This is a genomic window from Shewanella seohaensis (assembly GCF_023283775.1).
GTDB lineage: Bacteria > Pseudomonadota > Gammaproteobacteria > Enterobacterales > Shewanellaceae > Shewanella > Shewanella seohaensis.
Genome location: NZ_JAKILE010000015.1, coordinates 131,108 through 155,225 on the forward strand (window position 1 = coordinate 131,108; position 24,118 = coordinate 155,225).

The window sequence follows — 24,118 nt, forward strand, 5'->3', positions numbered from 1 at the left end:
CTTGGTTTATGACCACTTAACCTTTTATCGGCGGGAACTGCTTAATATTTAGACTATACGCCGATTTAAGCCTGTGCGCGACACTCTCTAGTGCTTGGACTGTGGCCAATATCTGTGCTGGGCTTTGGTGACTAACTCCAGTTTGCTAGGATGCGCCTCGTGTTGGCAGCTTAGGCGAATACCTTGTGCTAGCTCAGCGGCGGTGAGTTTATCCAGATCATAATCATTGGGGCTGGGCGCCTGCTCGACAAACCTGAGTTTACACAGGCCGCAGCGTCCGCCACCACCGCATTGGGTTCTTAATCTTTCGCTCTCTCGATTAATGCTTTCTAAATAGCTGCCACTAAGGTCAGACAATTCGGTAAGAAGCTGAGCGTCTTGAGTAAAAAGCGTCAGTTTTCCTATGGCGGTTTTGCGCCTCAAGAACGGCAGCGATAACTGACCTTGATGGAATTTATGCCCAAGGATGTAAATCCCCGAAAGACCTAACAACAGCGCGGCAATGCTGACAACTTGTACCAATAAGTGATTAAAACCAATGCCATTATGGGGAGCGTAATCCATAAAATGCAGCATAAAGAGCAGATCCTTGAGATCCGATTGGCGATTTTGGTGGGCCAGAACCGCCCCCGAAGCGGTATCGATATAAATCCGCGTTCCAACTTCGTCCGCGGCTGTCAGCATAGCAATTGGGCCACTGGCGTCGAATGGCGTTTCGTGGGTGAGGATTTGCGGTGCGCTGAGTTCACCTGAGCCTGAGTAACTCTGTTTGGCAATAGCGAGTATCTCGGCATCACTCAAGGATAGCGGTTGGAGTGAGTCCGCCCAAAACCAGCGAGTTTGTTGAGTTGTGGTGAGCGCATATACGCCGCGTTCGAGCACTGAGGTTAGCTTAAGTTCGATAATGCCTTCTGCTTGATATTGTTGCTGCAGACTAGCAGTGGGGGCGAGTGCAGTGGTGGGACTCGCGGTTTTATGCGTGGTGCGATATGGGTTTGCATCCAGAAATTGCTCGTCAATCAGGTTAAAGGCGAGTCCTGTCACGACCCAAATTAATAATTGCAGGCCAACGATAAGTCCCAGCCACTTATGTACGGTTTGCAATACTAGGCTAATGGGATGTTTGGTGACATTGGTGCAGGTATGGCGAAGTGTCGGGAGGCTCATACTCGCTCCTCACGATGTTTGGCTCTAAAACTGATATAAGTCAATGTGATACCAAAGAGTGCCGTCAACAAGGTGAGACAGCTCATCAGTGTGAGTAAAGGATTATTTACATTCTCTCGGGTCTCGTAGTCCATGATGTGCAGCATCCACATCACATCGAAGAGTCGCCAATAATCATGGCGGACTGTGACGAGCTGTCCGGTTATTGCTGAAACATAAAGCGTCGAATGCATGGCATCGTCTAACGCCAGTTGCCAAACGGGGAGTGCGCGAGCAGGGATTTCACTCGGAGCGTTCTGCTCAATGAATGTCGAGCCGATAAATTTAGCCTGACCCGTATAGACTCGCTGTGCGGCGTCGAGCGCCTGTTGTTTATCGAGCAGCGGTAATACTTTACCCGTCTCACTGCTAAAGCGCTGCAATTTTCCCGCGACATTAGCGCGATAGTAGAGTCTGCCTTGATTCGCGTACAAACTGATATCCGTTGCGTCGGGATGTGCTTTGATAAAGTCAGTAAAGCTGAAGGCGGGAGCATCTACTTGATACATAGCCGTGTTTGCTTTGTTTACCAGTGGCTTACCGCGAATAAATTCGATATCCATCCACACCATATAAGCGCCGGTGGCTAACCAAAGCAGCAATTGAATCGCGGTAAGCAGCGCAAACCACTTGTGCCAGGTTCGGATTTGAGTAGCTTTCATAGCGTTATTCTTTGAGTTAGTCCCGCGGGAGTTTTGATCTTCCTCGCAATCGTGAAATAAAGGCATCCCTAAATTGCAGAATAAATCCGCAACTGAAAATAAAATTTCAGCGATTTATGCTGGAAATTGACGCTCTATAAGCCAATGCGAATGTAAAAAATGAGTCTATTTTGTTGCCCCTTGTGAGTCCAGTGTGATTTTTCACTCGGGAAAATCCCATATTTACAGAAACCCTATGGCAAATATTTCATTGCAACTCCCTGAAAGCAAAAGGCTGCTGCTTTTTTGTTCGCTTTATATTCCCGTGGTTTTCGCCGTTTAGCCGATTTTCAGCTGATCTTTTTGTCAAAACTTTGTCGCTAAGTGATGGGCTCAACATGCTGCTAACCCGCTTGCCGACTGGCTTTATAAAAGGATCCCATCCCTTGACAATGCTTGTCTACTATCCCTAAACTTAGCATTTGTGGGAAATAGTGGATATTTGTGGATCAAAAATCAAAGGATAGGATGAATTAGCGTGTTTCGTGGAGCCAGTGCTATCAACTTAGATACAAAGGGACGGATCGCTATTCCAGTGCGATACCGCGAACCTTTGCAGCTAGAGCACCAAGGCCGCATCGTCATCACAGTCGATATTCAATCTGCGTGTTTACTCCTTTATCCCCTCCACGAGTGGGAATTGATCGAAGCTAAGTTACTCAAGCTTTCAGATACCGACAAAACCCAACGGTCCCTTAAGCGCATGTTGCTGGGTTATGCCCATGAGGTAGAACTCGATGGCAACGGGCGCATATTACTGCCACCGCCGCTAAGGCAATACGCCAATTTAGATAAGCGCATCATGCTGGTGGGACAGTTAAACAAGTTTGAGCTGTGGGACGAGCAAGCTTGGCTGCAGCAAATTGATGAGTGTCAGGAAACGATTCGAAGCGAGGAGCTCGCGAATAACGAGCGTCTGGCGGATTTTTCACTCTAACGAGTCGCATAACTAAATAAGAAGAGAGTAATGAGTCAAGAATTTGCCCATTTATCCGTTCTGCTCGAAGAAACGGTAGGCGGTTTGAACATCAAAGACGATGGCATCTATATCGATGGCACGTTCGGCCGCGGTGGTCATTCAAGACAAGTACTGCAAAAATTGGGTGAAAATGGACGTCTGATTGCGATCGATCGTGACCCTCAAGCCATTGAAGCGGCTAAACAATTCGCCGATGATCCCCGTTTTCAAATTGTACATGGCGGTTTTGGCCAGTTAGCAGATTACGTCGAAGAGCTTGGTCTGGTTGGCAAGATTGATGGTGTGTTACTCGACTTAGGCGTGTCTTCTCCGCAGCTCGATGATGCCGAACGTGGCTTTAGTTTCCTGCGCGATGGTCCGCTCGATATGCGCATGGACAATAGCCAAGGCGAAACGGCGGCTCAGTGGTTAGCGCGCGCCGAAATTGAAGACATGGCGTGGGTATTCAAAACCTATGGTGAAGAGAAAAACGCGCGCCATATTGCCCGTTGTATTGCGGCTGACCGTGATAAAACCCCGTTTTTACGCACCAAAGATTTAGCCGATTTAATTGCGCGGATCACTAAAAATAAAGAGCGCAACAAACACCCTGCTACTCGGGTGTTTCAGGCGATCCGTATCTATATCAACAGTGAATTAGATCAAATTGATCAAGCGCTTGAAGGTGCATTAACCGTACTGGCGCCACAGGGACGTTTATCGATTATCAGCTTCCATTCACTGGAAGATCGCATCGTAAAACGTTTTATTCGTCGCCATAGCCAAGGTGAGAGCGTGCCCCACGGTCTGCCAATCACCGAAGATCAAATTAACAAGTCGCGTAAATTGCGCGCCATTGGTAAGGCGATTATGCCTTCCGATGAGGAAATTGAACGCAATGCCAGAGCGCGTAGCTCAGTGTTACGCATTGCCGAGCGATTAGATTACTAGAGGGCAAACAAAGTGAGTAAGCCCTCATTAAATCTGCCACGGATAGTATTAAACGACCTGTGGCAACACAAATGGATCTTGTTACTCGCACTGCTCGTGCTCAGTAATGCTGTGGCTGTGGTCTATACCAGCCATGTGAGCCGTAAGCTCACCACCCAATGGGATCAGCTGCTGCAGGAGCGTGACAGATTAGATATCGAGTGGCGCAATTTATTATTGGAAGAGCAATCCCAGACCGAGCACAGCCGGATCACGCGGATTGCATCAAAGGATCTCAACATGAGTCGACCCTTACCCAGCGAAGAAGTTGTGGTAAAGGTGCCGTGAACATAGGGAAGATATGACTAGGCAAGCAAAAACCAAACAGGCCAGCAAAAAGCAAAAGCCACAATTGATCCACTGGCGTTTATACGTCGTGGTTGGCTTTGTATTTGCGATGTTTTCGAGCCTTGTGGGTCGTGCTGCTTATATCCAAATTATCGAGCCCGATAAGCTGCGCCATGAGAGCGACATGCGTACATTACGTACCACAAGTCGTGAGGTGCAGCGTGGCTTAATCACCGACCGTAACGGCGATATGCTGGCGGTGAGTGTGCCGGTGCGTGCGGTGTGGGCCGATCCTAAACAAGTCAATGATAATAATGGTTTTACTGATATGCGCCGCTGGCAAGCATTGGCGGACGTATTGCACGAACCCGTGGAAGATGTGCTCGACAAGGTGCGCAGTAATCCAACCAAACGTTTTACCTACCTTAAACGTCAAGTCACGCCTGCGGTGGCAGACTATATCACTCAGCTTAAATTGCCTGGGGTGTTTTTAAAGTCCGAGTCACGCCGTTACTATCCTGGTGGTGAGATCACCGCCCAGCTTATCGGCATTACCAATATCGACGATGTCGGTATTGAAGGGGTCGAAAACGCTTACAACAGTTGGCTTACTGGTACACCGTCTAAACAAAAAGTGCGTAAATCCCGCGATGGGCATGTGGTTGAGCGCCTCGATATCGTTCAGGAGGGCGAGAGTCCAAACGATCTAGTCTTGAGTATCGACCAACGTATTCAACAACTTGCCTACCGCGAATTAAAGCGCACGACTGAGATGAACCAAGCGACCTCTGGCTCGATCGTGGTGCTCGATATTCATACTGGCGAAGTCTTAGCCATGGTGAATACGCCATCCTATAACCCCAACTCGCGCGACAACCTGCAAACCTTCAGAATGCGTAACCGCGCGATGACGGACACTTTTGAACCCGGCTCGACCATTAAACCTTTTGTGGTTGCTGCGGCGTTAGAAGCGGGCACGGTCAAGTCTACCGATGTGATCCCAACGTCTCCGGGCTGGATGCGTTTAGGCGGCCGCCAAGTACGTGACGCAACTAACTACGGCGACATGACGCTGGCACGTATTCTGGCGAAATCCAGTAACGTGGGGATCAGTAAACTCGCCTTGTCTATTCCAGTGCAGCAGTTATTAGGCACTTATCAATCTATGGGTTTAGGCAGCTTCTCGGGGATTAACCTCACGGGTGAAAGCGCCGGTTTGATCCAAGATCGCCACCGTTGGTCTGATTTTGAGCGCGCCACTTTATCTTTCGGCTACGGCCTAACGGCGACCACGCTACAACTGGCGCGGATGTACGCCACTTTAGGCAATGGCGGCACTTTATATCCGGTATCGATTTTAAAACTGAAAAAGCCGCCCGAAGGTGAGCGCGTGATCTCACAAGAGGTTGCTCACGATGTGCTGCAAATGATGGTGGGTGTGACCGAAAAAGGTGGTACAGGTACGCTTGCGCATATCGATGGCTACCCCGTTGCGGGTAAGTCTGGCACCAGCCGTAAGGCGGTAGCTGGCGGTTATGGTGATGATTATGTTGCGTTATTTGCTGGTGTCGCGCCGGTGAATAATCCCAAACTCGCGATTGTTGTCGTGGTGAACGAGCCGAAAGGCGATCTCTATTATGGTGGTTCAGTGGCAGGGCCGGCATTCGCTAAGGTGATGTCAGGCGCACTGCAAATGTTAAATGTCGAACCCATTTCCGATAAAGAACAGGTGCAATTGGCGGGACTCGCCGGGAGAACTGAATGATGTTGTTAAGGGATCTATTAGCGCCTTGGTTCCCCTACGCGGGCGAACAAACCTTCTTAGATTTGACTTTAGATAGCCGCGCAATACGTCGCGGCGATGTGTTTTTAGCACTGCCCGGCCATAAGGTCGATGGTCGTCAATTTATCGATAAGGCCTTAGCCCAAGGTGCGACTGCGGTGTTAGTGCATACGGATAGCATTGAAGAGCAGGGCAAGGTTATTGCGACTGAGCAAGGCGTACAGATTTATTTCTATCAGTTAGCGAAGCTAGTGTCTGCGGTCGCCGCAGTGCGTTATCCCGTTGTCCAAGGTCAGTCCATGGGCATTGTCGGGATCACCGGCACCAACGGTAAAACCTCGACTAGCCAACTGTGCGCGCAATTAGTGACCTTGCTTGAGGGTAAAGCGGCTGTGATGGGCACGCTCGGTAATGGCCTGTGGGGCGAGTTAGTCGATAGCGGCAATACGACCGCCGATGCCATTACCCTGATGCGCCAGCTACATGAGTTTGCAGACAAAGGCGTTAATACCTGCGCGATGGAAGTCTCAAGTCATGGTTTAGTCCAAGGCCGAGTTGATGCTGTGCCCTTCGATGTGGCGGTATTCACTAACCTGACCCGTGATCACTTGGACTACCACGGCGATATGGAAAACTATGCTGCGGCCAAGCAAATGCTGTTTCGTTTCGACGCCCTGCGTCACGGCTTAGTGAATCTTGATGATCCCGTGGGTGCCGCTTGGTTATCCGAGCTGGCAAATGTCCCCGCGAAGATGTGGGGCTTTAGCATTGAAGCGCATCCCGAGGCGGCGTTTTACACTAAGAATGCCCAATTTAACGATCAAGGCGTGCAGGCAACATTAGTCTGGCCCGAGGGCGAAATCGACATTCGTTCTCCTTTATTAGGCGCCTTTAACCTCTCGAATTTACTCGCTGCTTTATCTGCCTTGTATTTACAGGGCATGGATATGCGTGCCCTGGCCGCCAAAGTGCCTTATTTAGTGCCCGTGGCTGGCCGCATGGAACGTTTTACTACCGCGGACAACATCACCTTAGTCGTCGATTATGCTCACACCCCGGATGCGATTGAGCAGGCGCTGAATGCCCTGCGCCGTCACTGCGCGGGCGAGTTGTGGTGCGTGTTTGGCTGCGGCGGCGACCGTGATAAGGGTAAACGCCCGCTGATGGGACAAGCGGCGGAGCAATGCGCCGATCGCATTATGGTGACTAGCGACAATGCCCGCAGCGAAGATCCTAACCAAATTATTACCGATATTATCCAAGGGCTGACTCACCCAGAGCGTGCGCTGACCGAGGTTGACCGTGTGGCTGCGATTAAACGCGTCGTGGCACAGGCTAAACCTGGGGATGTGATTCTGCTTGCGGGCAAAGGCCATGAAACTTACCAAGAGGCGGCAGGTGTGCGTCATGACTATGATGAGCGCGCCCTGGCACGTCAGTTATCGGAGCAAAGCCAATGATCCCAATTTCCCTCGAGGCGCTGAGCCAACACTTAAGTGCGCATCGAGTCGGTGACGATGTCACCATCAAAGCATTAAGCAGCGATAGCCGTAAAATCGGCCCAGCGACCCTGTTTGTCGCCTTAAAGGGCGAGCGTTTCGACGGCCACGATTTTGCGGCCACGGCAATTGAAAATGGTGCGGTTGCACTGCTGGTTGAACGTCAATTGGCCTTCGATGTGCCGCAGCTGATTGTTGCCGATTGCCAAAAAGCCATGGGCGCGATTGGCGCTTATGTACGTGACCAAGTGGATCCCATTTGTGTGGCCTTAACTGGCTCCAATGGCAAAACCAGCGTGAAAGAAATGATCGCCACAATTTTATCGGCGAAGCATCAAGTGCTTTACACCGCTGGTAATTTTAATAATGAAATCGGTGTGCCACTCACCTTGCTGCGCTTAACGCCCGAGGATAAATACGGGGTGTTTGAGCTTGGCGCTAACCATAAAGGTGAGATTGATTACACCTCGAGTTTGGTGCGTCCTCACGTAGCGTTAGTCAATAACGTTGGCAGCGCCCACTTAGAAGGCTTTGGTTCACAGGCGGGTGTCGCCCAGGCCAAATCGGAAATCTACAACCATCTGCAACAAGGCGGCACGGCAATTATCAATGCCGATGATGCCTTTGCCGATGTGATGCGGGTGAAAGCGAAACAATATAAGCAATTAAGCTTCTCCCAGCAGGAAGGTGCAGCTAAACGTCAAATCGATGTGATTGCGACTGGCCACAAAGCCAATAGCGAAGGTTGCTATCGTTTTATCCTCAATTACGCGGGAGAGTCCTGCGAAGTGACTCTGCCCCTCGCGGGTCGTCACCAAGTCAGCAACGCGCTGGCTGCGGCAAGTGTTTGTATAGCATTGGGATTAAGCCTGAAGGAAATCGCCGATGGCTTGAGCCAGTTGACCCCTGTTAAGGGGCGTATGCAACCCACTCAATTAGGACGCGTTCGCTTAATCGATGATAGCTATAACGCCAATCCCGTGTCAGTGGGTGCGGCTATCGCTTGGTTAAAGGAAATTTCTGAAAATCGCTGTTTGGTACTGGGAGATTTGGGCGAATTAGGCGACAATGCGCCCCTTTTACACGCTGAACTGGGACAACTGGCAAAGCAACAGGGCATTGACGCTCTGTTCTGTACCGGCACCTTAACTCAGCACACTAGCCAAGCTTTCGGGGCGGAGCACCATGACAGCGTGGCGACGTTAGTAGAAAAACTCATAAAACACATCAACCAGTTGCCGGGACAGGTGACGGTTTTAGTTAAAGGTTCACGTAGTGCCGCAATGGAGCGGGTCGTGGATGGCCTAACAGTAGCCTTCGGGCGTGGGGAGTTAGTGTAGATGCTGGTGTATCTGGCCGAGTATTTAACCCGTTTTCATACTGGGTTTAACGTATTTTCCTATGTGACATTTCGAGCCATTTTAGGCTTGTTAACCGCATTAATGTTTAGTTTATGGTGGGGTCCTAAACTGATTGAGCGTTTGCAGTTAATGCAGATTGGTCAAGTCGTGCGTAACGACGGGCCAGAGTCGCATTTCAGTAAACGCGGTACGCCGACTATGGGCGGCCTGATGATTTTAGGCGCCATCTTTATCAGTGTGCTGTTGTGGGGCGATCTCGGTAGCCGTTATGTGTGGGTGATGCTGTTTGTATTGGGCAGCTTCGGCATGATTGGTTTTATTGATGATTACCGCAAAGTCGTGCGTAAAGATACTAAGGGACTGATCGCGCGTTGGAAGTATATTCTGCAATCCTTAGCGGCGTTGATCATTGCTTTCTTCCTCTACACCACAGCGTCTAACCCGGGTGAAACCCAGTTAGTCGTGCCTTTCTTTAAGGACGTGATGCCACAGCTTGGTGCTGTGTTTATCGTGTTGGCTTACTTTACTATCGTGGGGTCGAGCAACGCGGTGAACCTAACCGATGGTCTCGACGGTTTGGCGATTATGCCAACTGTGATGGTGGCCGCGGCATTCGCCTTGATTGCGTATCTGTCTGGCCATGCTCAGTTTGCTAATTACCTGCACATTCCGCATTTACCTGGTTCGGGTGAGCTAGTGATCGTTTGTACTGCGATTGTGGGCGCAGGCCTAGGCTTTTTATGGTTTAACACTTATCCAGCACAGGTCTTCATGGGCGATGTGGGCTCGCTGTCTTTAGGTGCGGCCTTAGGCGCGATTGCGGTTCTGGTTCGCCAAGAAATCCTATTAGTGATTATGGGCGGTGTGTTTGTTATGGAAACTGTGTCTGTGATCCTGCAGGTCGGTTCTTACAAATTACGTGGCCAGCGCATTTTCCGCATGGCGCCTATCCATCACCACTATGAGTTAAAGGGTTGGCCTGAACCACGCGTGATTGTCCGCTTTTGGATTATCTCGATTTTCTTAGTGTTACTCGGCTTAGCCACGTTGAAGTTAAGGTAATCGCTCATGCAAAGTCAGTATTCACACATAGTGTTAGGTTTGGGTGCCACCGGGCTCTCGGTAGTGCGCTATTTGTGTGGAAAAGGGATCACCCCCTTGGTGATGGATAGTCGTCGCCAACCTCCCGGTGCGGACACCCTTGCCAGCGCATTCCCTGAGGTGCAGCTGATTGCCGGCGGATTTGATTGCCGTTACTTAGTGCAAGCAAAGCAAATCATTATCAGCCCAGGTATTGCGATTGATACGCCTGAGGTGCGCGCTGCACTGGATATGGGGATTGAAGTCATTGGCGATGTAGAGCTATTTGCCCGTGAGATTGCCGACCGTAAACCTTGTGTGATTGGGATTACTGGCTCAAATGGTAAGTCAACCGTTACCACCTTAGTGGGTGAAATGCTGCGTGAAGCCGGCATGGCGGTGGCCGTGGGCGGCAACATTGGCATTCCGGCGCTCGATCTGCTGACGGAAAATGCCGATATTTTTGTGCTTGAGCTGTCGAGCTTCCAGCTCGAAACCACCCATAGCTTGAACTGCGTGGCGTCGACCTGCTTGAACGTGACCGAAGATCATATGGACAGATACAGCGATATGGATGCCTATCGCAAGGCTAAGCTGCGTCTGTACCATCAAAGCCGCTCCATCATCTTTAACCGTGATGATGCGCTGACTATCCCGACTGAGCCGATGAACCAAAACAGCTTTGGTTTAGCGCCGCCAGAGGGCGACGAGTGGGGCATTTGTGATAGCAAGATTTACCACGGTCACAGTGAAATTATGCCGATCACCGAAGTATCGCTGATTGGTAGTCATAACCATGCCAACTTACTCGCTGCAATGGCTTTGGTCTACGCGGTGGGTGTGGATAAGCAAGTCATGGCTAAAGTGGCTCGTACCTTTACTGGTCTTTCTCATCGCTGTGAAGTGGTCGGCGTGAAAGCGGGCGTGACCTATGTGAACGATTCGAAGGCGACCAATGTTGGCGCCACTGTCGCGGCGCTCGATGGGTTAAGCGACCACTTAGGTGACATTATTTTGATTGCCGGTGGTGATGGTAAGGGCGCGGATTTCAGTCCATTGGTCGAGCCGTTAACTAAAGTGACACACCTCATCACCTTAGGTCGCGATGGCAATAAGATAGCCGCCTTAAAGGAAGGGGCCATCAAGGTGGACTCTATGGCTGCTGCAGTGGCTAAGGCCGCCGAGTTAGCCACCTCGGGCGATATCGTACTCCTATCGCCAGCCTGTGCGAGCCTAGATATGTACAGCAACTTTATGGCTCGTGGGGATGATTTTAGAAGCCAAGTGGAGCAACTCGATGGCGAGTGATGCAAGACAGCTCAGCCTGTTTGGGCGAGTGCTGAACGCACTGCCTAACTGGCAACGTGATAACGAGGTGCCGGGCGTGCAATTGTACGACCGGGCTTTGCTCACGGCCGTGCTGTCTTTGATTGGCTTTGGTTTTGTCATGGTAATGTCGGCTTCTATGCCAGAGGCGCAAACCTTGACGGGCAATCCCTTCCATTTTATGACCCGCCATGTGGGTTATCTGTTGGGATGCTTAGTGATTGCCGCTTTTGTGCTGAGGGTCGAGATGCAAACTTGGCAGCGGATGAGCCCCATCATGTTGCTAGGCGTGTTTTTGATGTTACTGGCGGTGCTTGTTGTCGGAACCACTGTAAACGGTGCGACCCGTTGGTTATCCATAGGCCCCATCCGTATTCAGGTGGCCGAGGTCGCTAAGTTTGCGTTCTCTGTGTATATGGCGGGCTATCTAGTGCGTCGGCATCAGGAAGTGCGTGAAAATGCTAAGGGCTTCTATAAGCCGATTGCAGTATTTGCGATCTACGCGATTTTGATTCTGATGCAGCCCGACTTAGGTACCGTGGTGGTGTTATTCGTCGGCACCGTGGGGCTGTTGTTCCTCGCGGGCGCGCGTCTGTTGGACTTCTTTGCGCTGATTTTTGCCGGGGTGCTGGCGTTCGTGGCATTGGTTCTACTCGAGCCTTACCGTATGCGCCGGGTGACCTCGTTTTTAGATCCTTGGCAGGATCCGTTCGGCAGTGGTTATCAGTTAACGCAATCGCTGATGGCCTATGGTCGGGGTGATTGGTTTGGTCAGGGCCTAGGTAACAGTATTCAAAAGTTGGAATACCTCCCCGAGGCACATACCGACTTTATCTTTGCCGTGATCGGTGAAGAGTTAGGTTTTATCGGCATTATCGCTGTGTTATCCGTGCTGCTGTTTGTGGCATTGAGGGCCATTCGCCTCGGCAATTTATGTCTGGCGATGGACAAAGCCTTCGAAGGTTATCTGGCCTATGCCATCGGGATTTGGATCTGTTTCCAGACCGTCGTTAATGTGGGCGCAAGCATTGGTATGTTACCAACTAAAGGGTTAACACTGCCCTTTGTAAGTTACGGCGGTAGTAGTCTATGGGTCATGACGGCGGCGGCAATGACATTGCTGCGCATCGATTATGAGCGGCGCATGAGTTTAGTTCAGGCCGTGCAAGGGAGATTGAAGTAATGACCGACGCGGGTAAACGTATTTTAGTCATGGCAGGCGGCACGGGTGGACATGTGTTCCCGGCGCTCGCGGTGGCAAAATATCTAGCGCAGCAAGGTTGGCAAGTACGTTGGTTAGGCACCGCCGACCGCATGGAGGCGCGCTTAGTGCCTCAGTATGGCTTCGATATCGATTTTATCGACATCAAGGGCGTGCGTGGCAATGGTTTAGTACGTAAATTGGCGGCGCCTTTTAAAGTGGTGCGCTCGATTCTGCAAGCCAAGGCCGTTATTGCCGAGTTCAAACCTGATGTGGTGCTGGGCATGGGCGGATTCGCCAGTGGTCCGGGTGGTGTGGCGGCGAAATTAGCGGGCGTGCCCTTAGTGCTGCACGAGCAAAATGCCATTCCGGGAATGACCAACAAGTTACTCTCGCGAATTGCGAATCAAGTACTGTGCGCCTTTAAAAATACCTTCACTCAGGTGAAGGCCAAGGTGGTGGGTAATCCCATCCGTCGCGAGCTTATTGCTTTAGGTGCCGAACCTAAGCAAGCCGCAGATGATGCCTTAAAAGTTTTAGTGGTGGGTGGCAGTTTAGGCGCCAAAGTTTTTAACGACTTAATGCCAGAAGTGGTCGCCGCGCTGAGTAAGCAGCAGTCGATTACGGTTTGGCATCAAGTGGGTAAGGATAATCTGACGGGCGTTAAGTCGGCTTATCAACAGCAAGGACAAGAGGGCGGCGTTAACGTTGCCGAATTTATTGATGACATGGAAGCCGCCTATCGCTGGGCGGATGTGGTATTGTGCCGTGCCGGCGCGCTGACGGTATCCGAGTTAGCGGCGGTGGGACTACCGAGTATTCTGGTGCCTTATCCCCATGCTGTGGATGATCATCAGACCCGTAACGCCCAAGTATTGGTTGAGGCTGGCGCCGCTTTCCTATTGCCGCAGGCCATCTTGGACGTGAATAAGCTGGTGAGTAAATTACAGTTACTCGCCAATGACAGAGCAGAATTAGCCCAAATGGGCCAAAGAGCGAGAGATGTTGCCGTGTTGGATGCGACCGAGCAGGTGGCCCAAGTGTGTATTGCTCTCGCCGAGAAAGGATAGGTATGACTAAGACAGAAAGATACTTACAGCTAAGAAGTATGATCCCAGAAATGCGCCGGATTAAGCGTATTCATTTCGTCGGCATTGGCGGCGCGGGCATGGGCGGGATCGCTGAAGTATTAGTAAACGAAGGTTATGTCGTCAGCGGTTCAGACATCGCGCAAAACGCCGTGACTGACAGACTCTGCCTGCTGGGCGCGAAAATCCATATCGGCCATGGTGCCGATAACGTGCAGCAAGCCGATGTGGTTGTGGTCTCGACTGCGATTAATCCTGAGAACCCAGAGATTATTGCGGCGAAGGAATTGCGTATTCCTATCGTGCGCCGCGCCGAGATGTTGGCCGAGTTGATGCGTTATCGCCATGGTGTGGCGATTGCGGGGACTCACGGTAAAACCACAACTACCAGTTTGATTGCTAGTTTGTATGGTCAAGCGGGGCGCGATCCTACTTTCGTGATCGGTGGCTTGCTCAACAGCGCAGGCACCAATGCCCGCTTAGGCACGAGTCGTTATCTGATTGCCGAAGCCGACGAGAGTGATGCCAGCTTCCTGCACCTGCAACCTATGGTCAGCGTGGTGACGAATATTGAAGCCGACCACATGGACACCTACGGTGGGGATTTTGAAAAGCTCAAATCGACCTTCGTGGACTTTTTACATAACCTGCCATTCTATGGCGTGGCTGTGGTGTGTATCGACGATGCGGTGGTGCGCGAGATTATGCCGCGTATTGGTCGCCACATGATCACCTATGGCTTCAGTGACGATGCCGATGTGCAGGCGCTCAATTTCCATCAGCAGGGCCACCAATGCCGCTTTACCGTCAGACGTAAAGGCAAAGAAGATTTAGATCTGCTGCTTAACCTGCCGGGTCAGCACAATGTATTAAATGCGCTCGCGGCGATTGCCGTGGCGACAGAAGATGACATTGATGATAGCGCCATCATTCAAGCCTTGGCTGAATTCCAGGGGATTGGTCGTCGTTTCCAACACTTAGGCAAGTTCGCGACGCCAAAGGGCGAAGTGATGTTAGTGGACGACTATGGTCATCACCCCAGCGAAGTGGCGGCGACCATTAAAGCGGCGCGTGCTGGCTGGCCTGACAAACGCTTAGTCATGGCCTATCAGCCACACAGATATACTCGTACCCGTGACTTGTACGAAGACTTTATTGAAGTGTTATCTCAAGTGGATTGCTTGTTGTTGCTCGAGGTGTATAGCGCGGGTGAAGCGCCGATCCCCGGTGCCGATGGCCGTGCACTGTGCCGCTCGATTCGTTTGCGCGGGCAGTTAGATCCCATCTTTATCGCCAGCCCAGATCAGTTAGCCGAGGTGCTACCCGATGTGTTGCAGGAGGGGGATTTATTGTTGACCCAAGGTGCGGGTAATATAGGCGCCCTGTCGCGCCAGCTAGCCGCCTCTGAATTGGGCTTTAGCACTGCCGCGACAACCGAGGTAAAACCTTGATGTATTGCGGGACAACTCGGGTTTAAAGGAAATTTTGACCCGAGGCTTTAGCTCTATATAATGGCCGATTTTCTGTGGTTTTTAGTAGTGTCGTTGAAAGGTGGAAACAAACGTGTCTTGGAGTGATAAGAGGCGACACTGGTGGGCGAGGATGTCACAGGTTAATTGGTACCTGTGGAGCGGAATTGGGTTTTTATGGTTAGTCATTGGGAGTTTTGTCTTTGGTGGCTACCAACTGCATAAGTTTTTAAATGATGCCAGCACGCTGCCCATTGAGGCGGTGGCCATCAAAGGTGAACGGACTTACACCACAGATAGAGATATACAAATTGCACTACAGGATTTAATGCAGCGGAGTTTTTTCAGCGCAGACATCACCTTAGTGCAACAGGCGTTAGAAGCCTTACCTTGGGTGTATCGCGCGTCGGTGAGGCGTGAATGGCCAGCGAAACTCAGGGTGTATTTACAGGAGCAACAACCGGTCGCCCATTGGAATGGTACCGCTTGGCTCAATGTGCATGGTGAGGTGTTTGAAGCGCCATCGCATCCTGAGCTAGAGCATCTGCCTTATTTATCTGGGCCAGATGATATGGGGACCGAAGTGTTAACCGCCTACGCGCAGGTTAACTCGCTACTGAAGATTAATGGCTTTACCTTGGCCAATTTGAGTTTGACACCACGTCATGCGTGGCACGCGACACTGGGTAACGGTATTGTTTTAGACCTAGGTCGAGAAGATAAAATGGCAAGGATACAAAGGTTTATCACTGTTTATCCGTTACTGGCGAAACAAGATAAACCGATTGCCAGAGTGGATTTGCGCTACGACACAGGGTTGGCCGTAGGCTGGGGCGATGCACAAACAAGAGAGCCGATAATTAATGACCAAAAACCAAGATAGAAATCTGATCGTCGGATTGGACATAGGAACCTCTAAAGTCGCAGTGATCATAGGCGAAGTTCTGCCCGATGGCGAAATCAGCATAGTCGGCCTTGGTAACCACCCTTCAAGGGGCATGGATAAGGGTGGCGTTAACGATTTAGACTCCATCGTGCGCAGTGTGCAACGCGCGCTCGATCAAGCGGAATTAATGGCAGACTGCCAAGTATCATCGGTTTACCTGAGCATTTCCGGTAAACATATCGCCTGCCAAAACGAAAATGGCATGGTGTCGATTAACGATGAGGAAGTGACGCAGGAAGACGTCGACAACGTGATCCACACCGCTCGCTCGGTGAAGATCCCGACCGAACGTCGCATTCTGCATGTGTTACCACAGGAATATGCGATTGACGTACAAGACGGCATTCGCAGCCCTATCGGCATGTCAGGCATGCGGATGGAAGCCAAGGTACACATAGTGACCTGCGCCAACGATATGGCGAAGAATATCACTAAGAGTGTTGAACGCTGTGGCTTGAAGGTTGATGACTTAGTGTTCTCTGGCATTGCGTCGGCGGATGCGGTATTAACCTTCGATGAAAAAGACTTAGGTGTGTGTATCGTCGATATCGGCGGTGGCACGACGGATATCGCCGTGTACACCAATGGTGCACTGCGTCATTGCGCGGTTGTGCCAGTTGCGGGTAACCAAGTGACCAACGATATCGCGAAGATTTTCCGCACACCCTCGTCACATGCTGAACAAATTAAAGTGCAGTTCGCCTGTGCGCGCAGCTCCATGGTGAGCCGCGAAGACAGTATCGAAGTGCCTTCGGTGGGTGGTCGCCCATCGCGCAGCATGTCGCGCCACACTTTGGCTGAAGTGGTTGAGCCGAGATATCAAGAGCTGTTTGAGCTAGTGCTCAAGGAGCTGAAAGACAGTGGTTTAGAAGATCAAATCGCCGCAGGTATCGTGTTAACAGGCGGTACTGCGTCGATTCAAGGCGTGGTGGACATTGCGGAGGCAACCTTTGGGATGCCAGTTCGCGTCGCCTCACCATTGCCAGTTAAAGGGTTATACGAATACGTGGATCAGTCTATTTACTCCACTGGAGTTGGATTGCTCCATTACGGTGCAAGACGGGTGCTTGAGCGTCAATTCGAGCGTCCTGAGCGTCAAGGGGTTACCAGTGCTTGGAATCGGGTCCAAAGCTGGTTTAAGGGTGAATTTTAATAACGCAGGCAACACGGAGATCAGACAATGTTTGAGATCATGGACACTCACTCAGACGACGCGGTGATTAAAGTCATCGGCGTTGGCGGCGGCGGCGGTAATGCTGTCGAACATATGGTCAAACACAACATTGAAGGTGTTGAGTTTGTCGTTACCAACACAGACGCACAGGCGCTACGTAAATCAGGCGCTGGCTCAACGATTCAATTAGGTCGCGATGTCACTAAAGGTCTTGGCGCTGGCGCCAACCCAGAAGTGGGTCGTGCCGCAGCGGAAGAAGACCGCGAAAACATTCGTGCAGCGATCAAAGGCTCAGACATGATCTTTATCGCAGCCGGTATGGGCGGTGGTACTGGTACAGGTGCTGCGCCAGTCGTTGCTCAAATCGCTCGCGAAGAAGGCATCTTAACGGTTGCTGTCGTGACTAAGCCTTTCCCTTTCGAAGGCAAGAAGCGTATGGCTTATGCCGAGCAAGGTATTAGCGAGCTGGCCAAGCACGTGGATTCGTTAATCACTATCCCTAACGAAAAATTATTAAAAGTATTGGGCCGCGGTACGTCATTACTCGATGCATTTGCCGCAGCGAATAACGTGTTACTCGGTGCAGTACAAGGTATTGCCGAGCTTATCACTCGCCCAGGTCTGATTAACGTCGACTTTGCGGACGTGAAAACCGTTATGTCTGAAATGGGTAATGCCATGATGGGTACCGGTGTTGCGCGTGGTGAAGACCGTGCGGAAGAAGCGGCCGAAGCGGCTGTTGCCAGCCCATTATTAGAAGACATCGACTTAGCCGGTGCCCGTGGTGTGTTAGTTAACATTACCGCAGGTATGGACATGAGCATCGAAGAATTCGAAACCGTGGGTAACCATGTTAAAGCTTACGCTTCTGACAACGCGACAGTCGTTGTAGGTGCGGTGATCGACCCAGAAATGAGCGACGAGCTGCGTGTTACAGTGGTTGCAACTGGTATTGGTGCTGAAAAGCGTCCTGATATTCAACTGGTTTCTAAGCCAGCACCACGTCCAGAGCCAGTAGTTGTGGAACCAAAAGTAGAAGCTTATGTCGAAGAAGCAACTCATGTGAGCTATGCGGCGCCAAAGGGTAACGTGTTACCTGCATCGCCAGCACCGGCTCCAGCACCAGCACCTTCAACAAAGCATGAATTGGATTACTTAGATATCCCAGCGTTTTTGCGTAAGCAAGCTGACTAAAACAGGTATTTGAGTCCAGCGTGTTGGGTGGTGCCTTGCTCTGCGAGGCTGTACCACCCAATGACTACATTTGTATGACATGGTCAACTTATGTTACCATGTAGTACCTATGTGGTCGTTTTGCCGCCGCTGTGTGTGCAAATATTAGGCTTAATTATAGAAATCTAAACGGGTAACTGAATGATATTTCAAAGAACTGTTCAAAAAATGGTGAAGGCTACTGGAGTCGGTTTGCACTCTGGGAATAAGGTCACCTTGAGCATTATGCCCGCACCAGTCAATACAGGGATCGTACTCGTGCGTACCGACATGAATCCTGCCGTTGCTATTCCAGCAAAGGCGGAACAAGTTCGCGAAACCACTATGTGCACGGCACTTGTCAATGACGAAGGTATTCGTATTTCGACTATTGAGCATTTATTTGCAGCCTTAGCGGGTTTAGGCATTGATAACGCCGTAATCGAAGTGGACGCGCCTGAAATCCCAATCATGGATGGCAGTGCGAGCCCATTTGTCTTCTTACTTCAGTCTGCAGGTATTAAAGAGCAGGCTGCGCCTAAGAAGTACTTAAAGATTAAACGCCCTGTGCGTGTTGAAGACGGTGATAAGTGGGCCGAGCTGAAGCCGTTCAAAGGCTTTAGAGTCAACTTCAAAATTGACTTTGCTCACCCTGAAATTGCTCGTAGTCAGCAGCACGTGGTGATGGACTTCTCTACTTCTGCTTTTGTTAAAGACATTAGCCGTGCCCGTACTTTTGGTTTTATGCGTGATATTGAGTATCTGCGTGCGAACAACCTAGCATTAGGTGGCAGCATGGAAAACGCGGTTGTACTTGATGAATATCGCGTCCTCAACCCCGACGGCCTGCGTTATGAGGATGAGTTCGTTAAGCACAAAATTTTAGATGCGTTTGGTGATCTCTACGTGGCAGGACACGCCATTCTTGGTGAGTTTACTGCCTATAAAACGGGTCATGCACTGAATAACCAATTAGTGCGAGCCTTATTGGCACAGCAGGATGCATGGGAGCTGGTGAGCTTTGAGAAAGAAGCCGATGTTCCCGTCAGCTTTACTGTGCCTGGTGGCGCGGTTTACGCTTAATAGCGCTTGATCTTTACTTATTACGGCTGGCCAATGTGGCCAGCCGTTTTAGTTTTTCGCCTAGTGTTCCGCTCACATTTTCTGCAAGCGCAGCAATATGTTCTGCCGCAGCTGGACTGAGTTGCTTGTGCGCCTGTTTCGGCTTTGCGTCATACAATGCTAATCTCGGGTTGACTTTAACTTCAATTGCGGTAAGGATTGGGAGCGTTTCTGCTTGAAGCTGCGCTAGTAGTTTCGGCTTTTGGAAATTAATTCGTGCGGCCCATGCTGCCGAAGTGGTTTCAACCACAAGAACACCCTGGCGGAAATTAGCGACTTTCAGCTGCTCCGCAACAGGACCTGCGACAATCTGCTTCACATGCTGATCCAGATATAAAAGTAGTTCCGCTTTCTCAGCTATATCGGGCAATGTGCCTGACAGATGTAGTAATTGGCTGAGATCCTGAGGGGGCTTTTTCATATGATAATAAGATGGCTGAATTAGGCTATGAGTGTAACAGTATTTATTCAAGGTCGGAATGGCGTCACGCGCTGGCAACCCAGTAAACGCTGGTTGCTCCTTCCCATGCTATTGTTGGCTACTGGTGCCGGTATTTATCAACACAACTCTGCTAAATTTGAAAATCAGCAAGCCAGTGTCGATAACGATCGGATCCAACGCGAACAACAAAAGAAGCAAGTCTTAGAACTAAAGAGTGCCACAGAGTCACAGCTAGCCATGCTTGCGACCCATGTCGCGCGCATGCAAGCCAAAATCACCCGTCTCGAGGCCTTAGGTCAACAAGTCGCTAAACAAAATAAATTGGATGAAGACTTTGATTTCTCCTCTGAAGTGGGTGTGGGTGGCTTGAGCGAATTAGGCTCGAATATCGAACTTGGTCAGCTTATCGATGATATGGATAAACTGGCGTCACGAATTGACAACAATAATGTTCAACTATCACTACTTGAAACAGTGTCATCTAACCACCATATAGATGCTGAACGTTATGTATCAGGGCTCCCACTCGATAAAGGTTGGTTATCGTCGCCCTACGGATTACGTAATGACCCTTTTAACGGTCGTCGAACCATGCATAAAGGGATCGATTTTACCGGTCGAGAAGGGGCTAAAGTTGTCGCGACTGCTGCAGGCGTGGTGACTTGGGCTGGGAATATGTTTGGCTATGGCGAATTGGTCGAAATCGACCATGGTAACGGTTTACGTACACGCTATGGTCATAATAAAGCTTTGTCAGTAGCTGTAGGTGATGTGGTCGCGAAAGGCGAAACCATCGCCAGTATGGGAAGCACTGGGCGCTCAACAGGGGCTCATGTGCATTATGAAGTGTTGCGTGGCGGACAGCAGATAGATCCACAGAAGTTTGTCTACCGCAAGGCAGGTTAATTGAAACATTGGCTTCTAGTTTCCATCATGGACTTGGCCTACAGAAAATAAGTGATTCAGATGTTTGGTAAATTACTGACAAAAGTATTTGGTAGTCGCAACGACCGTACCCTAAAAGGGTTACAAAAAGTAGTTAATAAGATTAATGCGCTTGAAGCCGATTATGAAAAATTAACCGATGAACAGCTTAAGGCGAAAACCGCCGAGTTCCGCGAGCTTTTAGCGGCCGGAGCTTCGTTAGAGAGCATTATGGCGGAAGCCTTCGCGACCGTGCGTGAAGCATCGAAGCGGGTGTTCGAGATGCGTCACTTCGATGTGCAGTTACTCGGCGGTATGGTGCTCGACAGTAACCGCATCGCAGAAATGCGTACTGGTGAAGGTAAAACCTTAACCGCAACTCTGCCAGCCTATTTAAATGCCTTAACCGGTAAAGGCGTTCACGTTATTACCGTCAACGACTACTTAGCCCGTCGTGACGCGGAAAATAACCGCCCACTGTTCGAATTCTTAGGCTTAACTGTCGGCATTAACGTCGCAGGTTTGGGGCAGCAGGCGAAAAAAGACGCCTACAACGCCGATATTACCTATGGTACCAACAACGAATTTGGTTTCGACTATCTGCGCGACAACATGGCGTTCTCGCCACAAGAGCGTGTTCAACGTCCATTGCACTATGCTCTGATCGACGAAGTCGACTCAATCCTTATCGACGAAGCGCGTACGCCACTGATTATCTCTGGTGCTGCGGAAGACAGCTCTGAGCTATACATCAAGATCAACACGCTTATCCCGAATCTTATCCGTCAAGATAAAGAAGACTCAGAAGAGTATGTGGGTGAGGGTGACTACAGCATCGATGAAAAAGCCAAACAAGTGCACTTCACCGAGCGTGGCCAAGAGAAGGTTGAGAACCTGTTGATTGAACGCGGCATGTTAGCCGAAGGCGACTCACTCTACTCAGCGGCAAACATTTCTCTGCTGCACCATGTGAACGCGGCGCTGCGTGCTCATACCCTGTTTGAACGTGATGTTGACTATATCGTTCAAGATGGCGAAGTGATCATCGTTGACGAACACACTGGTCGTACTATGCCTGGCCGTCGTTGGTCAGAAGGCCTACATCAAGCCGTTGAAGCCAAAGAAGGCGTTCGTATCCAAAACGAAAACCAAACCCTGGCATCGATTACCTTCCAAAACTACTTCCGTTTATATGAGAAGTTAGCGGGTATGACAGGTACGGCCGATACCGAGGCGTTCGAGTTCCAACACATCTATGGTTTAGATACTGTGGTTGTGCCTACGAACCGTCCAATGGTTCGTAAGGATATGGCCGATCTGGTTTACCTCACGGCTAATGAAAAATACCAAGCGATCATTAAAGACATTAAAGATTGCCGTGAACGTGGTCAGCCAGTATTGGTGGGTACGGTTTCCATCGAACAGTCTGAACTGTTAGCGCGTTTGATGGTGAAGGAGAAGATCCCGCACCAAGTGCTTAACGCTAAGTTCCACGAAAAAGAAGCCGAAATTGTTGCTCAAGCGGGTCGTACTGGCGCTGTAACTATTGCGACTAACATGGCGGGTCGTGGTACCGACATCGTGTTAGGCGGCAACTGGAATATGGAAATCGAAGCCCTCGAGAATCCAACTGCTGAGCAAAAAGCTAAAATCAAGGCTGACTGGCAAGAGCGCCACGATACCGTGGTCGCCGCTGGTGGTTTACACATTTTAGGTACTGAGCGCCACGAATCTCGCCGTATCGATAACCAGCTACGTGGTCGTGCGGGTCGTCAAGGTGATGCAGGTTCTTCACGTTTCTACCTTTCTATGGAAGATAGCTTAATGCGCATCTTCGCCTCGGATCGTGTCTCTGGCATGATGAAGAAACTGGGGATGGAAGAAGGCGAAGCAATCGAGCATCCATGGGTTTCCCGTGCGATTGAAAACGCTCAGCGTAAAGTGGAAGCGCGTAACTTTGATATTCGTAAGCAACTGCTCGAATTTGACGACGTCGCAAACGACCAACGTCAAGTGGTTTACGCACAGCGCAACGAGTTGATGGATGCCGAAAGTATCGAAGACACCATCAAAAACATCCAAGACGATGTGATCAGTGCGGTGATCGATCAATACATTCCACCACAATCAGTGGAAGAGTTATGGGATGTGCCAGGATTAGAGCAACGTTTACAGCAAGAATTTATGCTGAAACTGCCAATCCAAGAATGGCTAGATAAAGAAGACGACTTACACGAAGAAACATTGCGTGAGCGTATCATCACTTCTTGGTCTGATGCGTATAAAGCAAAAGAAGAAATGGTCGGTGCGCCAGTACTGCGCCAGTTTGAAAAAGCCGTGATGCTACAAACCCTCGATGGTCTGTGGAAAGAACACTTAGCGGCAATGGATCACTTACGCCAAGGTATCCACTTACGTGGTTACGCGCAGAAGAATCCAAAGCAAGAATATAAGCGCGAGTCGTTTGAGTTATTCCAACAACTGCTGAACACCTTGAAACACGACGTCATCAGTGTGCTGTCGAAAGTACAAGTTCAAGCTCAGTCAGACGTAGAAGAGATGGAAGCTCGTCGTCGTGAAGAAGATGCCAAGATCCAACGCGACTATCAGCACGCAGCAGCCGAAGCCTTAGTGGGTGGTGATGATGATAGCGACGAGATGATGGCTCACACGCCAATGATCCGCGATGGCGATAAAGTGGGTCGTAACGATCCATGTCCTTGTGGCTCAGGCCGTAAGTATAAGCAGTGTCACGGCAAGCTAAGCTAATTCAATACGTGAACTCATTTTAAAAGGCGACTGTAATAGTCGCCTTTTTCATACCTGCTGCTTTATAAGTGCTTTAACTCTTCACCGACCATAAAACCCTTCGGCTATAAATCCTAATCAGTATCGCTGCACTAAAATTAACCGCTTTTATCTGTTTTGTGGATAAGTTTGAGGATAAATAGTGGGTATTTTGTGACTAACTGAAACTATTGAAAAAAGATCAAAAAAACCGAAAAAAGCCCTTGCACAAAAAGTTCTGCTGCCTATAATGCGCATCCACTGACACGGCAGACAGCGATACGCAGTTGCAAGTGCCAGTTCATCGAGTAATTCACTCCTCGATGAGCGAAAAGAAAGTTGCAAAAACTACTTGACGCAAAAACGGGAATGCGTAGAATACGCAGCCCTGACCCGCTGAAATCACTTACGATAAGGCGATGGTCGACGCTCTTTAACAATTTATCAAGCAAATCTGTGTGGACACTCACAGGTGTTGAGTTAATCGAAATTACTCTGCCGTTTGGCGAGTAATCAAAAAATTAAATCAATGAATGAGTGTTCATAGCAATATGTACAACG

At 50.1% G+C, this 24,118-nt stretch carries 20 protein-coding genes; 17 read left to right on the forward strand and 3 right to left on the reverse strand.

Annotated features, from left to right (window positions below):
• Positions 1–87: 87 nt before the first annotated feature.
• The gene (locus tag L2713_RS16845; protein ID WP_248968660.1) at positions 88–1,167 is read right to left on the reverse strand and encodes a PepSY domain-containing protein; all 1,080 of its coding nucleotides are present in this window, start codon (positions 1,165–1,167) and stop codon (positions 88–90) included.
• Complete coding sequence (locus tag L2713_RS16850) at positions 1,164–1,868, reverse strand: PepSY domain-containing protein (RefSeq protein ID WP_248968661.1); 705 nt, start codon at positions 1,866–1,868, stop codon at positions 1,164–1,166. The genes L2713_RS16845 and L2713_RS16850 overlap by 4 nt, the downstream gene beginning before the upstream one ends.
• Before the next feature lie 517 nt (positions 1,869–2,385).
• Between L2713_RS16850 and mraZ the strand changes: the two genes are divergently transcribed.
• The 15 genes from mraZ (at position 2,386) to lpxC (ending at position 19,365) form a co-directional block, all read left to right on the forward strand.
• Entirely contained in the window at positions 2,386–2,844 is a 459-nt protein-coding gene (gene mraZ / locus L2713_RS16855; RefSeq protein WP_011624920.1) for a division/cell wall cluster transcriptional repressor MraZ, read from the forward strand.
• A gap of 30 nt (positions 2,845–2,874) precedes the next feature.
• Positions 2,875–3,816, forward strand: coding sequence for a 16S rRNA (cytosine(1402)-N(4))-methyltransferase RsmH (gene rsmH / locus L2713_RS16860; protein ID WP_248968662.1), 942 nt, complete (start codon positions 2,875–2,877; stop codon positions 3,814–3,816).
• Positions 3,817–3,828: 12 nt separating this feature from the next.
• Positions 3,829–4,143 carry a cell division protein FtsL gene (gene ftsL / locus L2713_RS16865; RefSeq protein ID WP_011624304.1) on the forward strand — a complete coding sequence of 105 codons (315 nt, stop codon included), beginning with the start codon at positions 3,829–3,831 and terminating at the stop codon, positions 4,141–4,143.
• A 13-nt stretch (positions 4,144–4,156) separates the two neighbouring features.
• The gene (locus L2713_RS16870) at positions 4,157–5,908 is read left to right on the forward strand and encodes a peptidoglycan D,D-transpeptidase FtsI family protein (RefSeq protein ID WP_248968663.1); all 1,752 of its coding nucleotides are present in this window, start codon (positions 4,157–4,159) and stop codon (positions 5,906–5,908) included.
• A complete protein-coding gene (murE, locus tag L2713_RS16875) occupies positions 5,905–7,386 on the forward strand; it encodes a UDP-N-acetylmuramoyl-L-alanyl-D-glutamate--2,6-diaminopimelate ligase (protein ID WP_248968664.1) in 1,482 nt (493 codons plus the stop codon). Before L2713_RS16870 ends, murE begins: the two co-directional genes overlap by 4 nt.
• A complete protein-coding gene (locus L2713_RS16880) occupies positions 7,383–8,765 on the forward strand; it encodes a UDP-N-acetylmuramoyl-tripeptide--D-alanyl-D-alanine ligase (RefSeq protein ID WP_248968665.1) in 1,383 nt (460 codons plus the stop codon). Before murE ends, L2713_RS16880 begins: the two co-directional genes overlap by 4 nt.
• Positions 8,766–9,848: a phospho-N-acetylmuramoyl-pentapeptide-transferase gene (gene mraY / locus L2713_RS16885; RefSeq protein ID WP_011624300.1), complete on the forward strand. Its 1,083-nt coding sequence runs from the start codon at positions 8,766–8,768 to the stop codon at positions 9,846–9,848.
• A gap of 6 nt (positions 9,849–9,854) precedes the next feature.
• The gene (gene murD / locus L2713_RS16890) at positions 9,855–11,174 is read left to right on the forward strand and encodes a UDP-N-acetylmuramoyl-L-alanine--D-glutamate ligase (protein ID WP_011624299.1); all 1,320 of its coding nucleotides are present in this window, start codon (positions 9,855–9,857) and stop codon (positions 11,172–11,174) included.
• Positions 11,164–12,375, forward strand: a complete 1,212-nt coding sequence (gene ftsW / locus L2713_RS16895) for a cell division protein FtsW (RefSeq protein WP_011624927.1) — start codon at positions 11,164–11,166, stop codon at positions 12,373–12,375. Before murD ends, ftsW begins: the two co-directional genes overlap by 11 nt.
• Positions 12,375–13,463 (forward strand): undecaprenyldiphospho-muramoylpentapeptide beta-N-acetylglucosaminyltransferase, encoded by a 1,089-nt coding sequence (gene murG, locus L2713_RS16900; protein WP_011624928.1) that lies wholly within the window; start codon positions 12,375–12,377, stop codon positions 13,461–13,463. Before ftsW ends, murG begins: the two co-directional genes overlap by 1 nt.
• Positions 13,464–13,465: 2 nt before the next feature.
• A complete protein-coding gene (murC, locus tag L2713_RS16905; protein WP_248968666.1) occupies positions 13,466–14,932 on the forward strand; it encodes a UDP-N-acetylmuramate--L-alanine ligase in 1,467 nt (488 codons plus the stop codon).
• A gap of 151 nt (positions 14,933–15,083) precedes the next feature.
• On the forward strand, positions 15,084–15,833 hold the full coding sequence (locus L2713_RS16910) for a cell division protein FtsQ/DivIB (protein ID WP_011624930.1): 750 nt from the start codon (positions 15,084–15,086) through the stop codon (positions 15,831–15,833).
• Positions 15,814–17,049: a cell division protein FtsA gene (ftsA, locus tag L2713_RS16915; RefSeq protein WP_011073897.1), complete on the forward strand. Its 1,236-nt coding sequence runs from the start codon at positions 15,814–15,816 to the stop codon at positions 17,047–17,049. The genes L2713_RS16910 and ftsA overlap by 20 nt, the downstream gene beginning before the upstream one ends.
• Before the next feature lie 27 nt (positions 17,050–17,076).
• Positions 17,077–18,264: a cell division protein FtsZ gene (gene ftsZ / locus L2713_RS16920; RefSeq protein ID WP_086903078.1), complete on the forward strand. Its 1,188-nt coding sequence runs from the start codon at positions 17,077–17,079 to the stop codon at positions 18,262–18,264.
• A 180-nt stretch (positions 18,265–18,444) separates the two neighbouring features.
• Entirely contained in the window at positions 18,445–19,365 is a 921-nt protein-coding gene (lpxC, locus tag L2713_RS16925; protein ID WP_011624293.1) for a UDP-3-O-acyl-N-acetylglucosamine deacetylase, read from the forward strand.
• 13 nt (positions 19,366–19,378) lie between these two features.
• Here the strand turns inward: lpxC and L2713_RS16930 are convergent, their stop codons facing one another.
• Positions 19,379–19,825: a DUF721 domain-containing protein gene (locus L2713_RS16930; RefSeq protein ID WP_011624931.1), complete on the reverse strand. Its 447-nt coding sequence runs from the start codon at positions 19,823–19,825 to the stop codon at positions 19,379–19,381.
• A gap of 27 nt (positions 19,826–19,852) precedes the next feature.
• Between L2713_RS16930 and L2713_RS16935 the strand changes: the two genes are divergently transcribed.
• On the forward strand, positions 19,853–20,752 hold the full coding sequence (locus tag L2713_RS16935) for a M23 family metallopeptidase (RefSeq protein WP_011624932.1): 900 nt from the start codon (positions 19,853–19,855) through the stop codon (positions 20,750–20,752).
• A gap of 60 nt (positions 20,753–20,812) precedes the next feature.
• On the forward strand, positions 20,813–23,539 hold the full coding sequence (gene secA, locus L2713_RS16940) for a preprotein translocase subunit SecA (protein WP_248968667.1): 2,727 nt from the start codon (positions 20,813–20,815) through the stop codon (positions 23,537–23,539).
• Positions 23,540–24,118 lie beyond the last annotated feature (579 nt).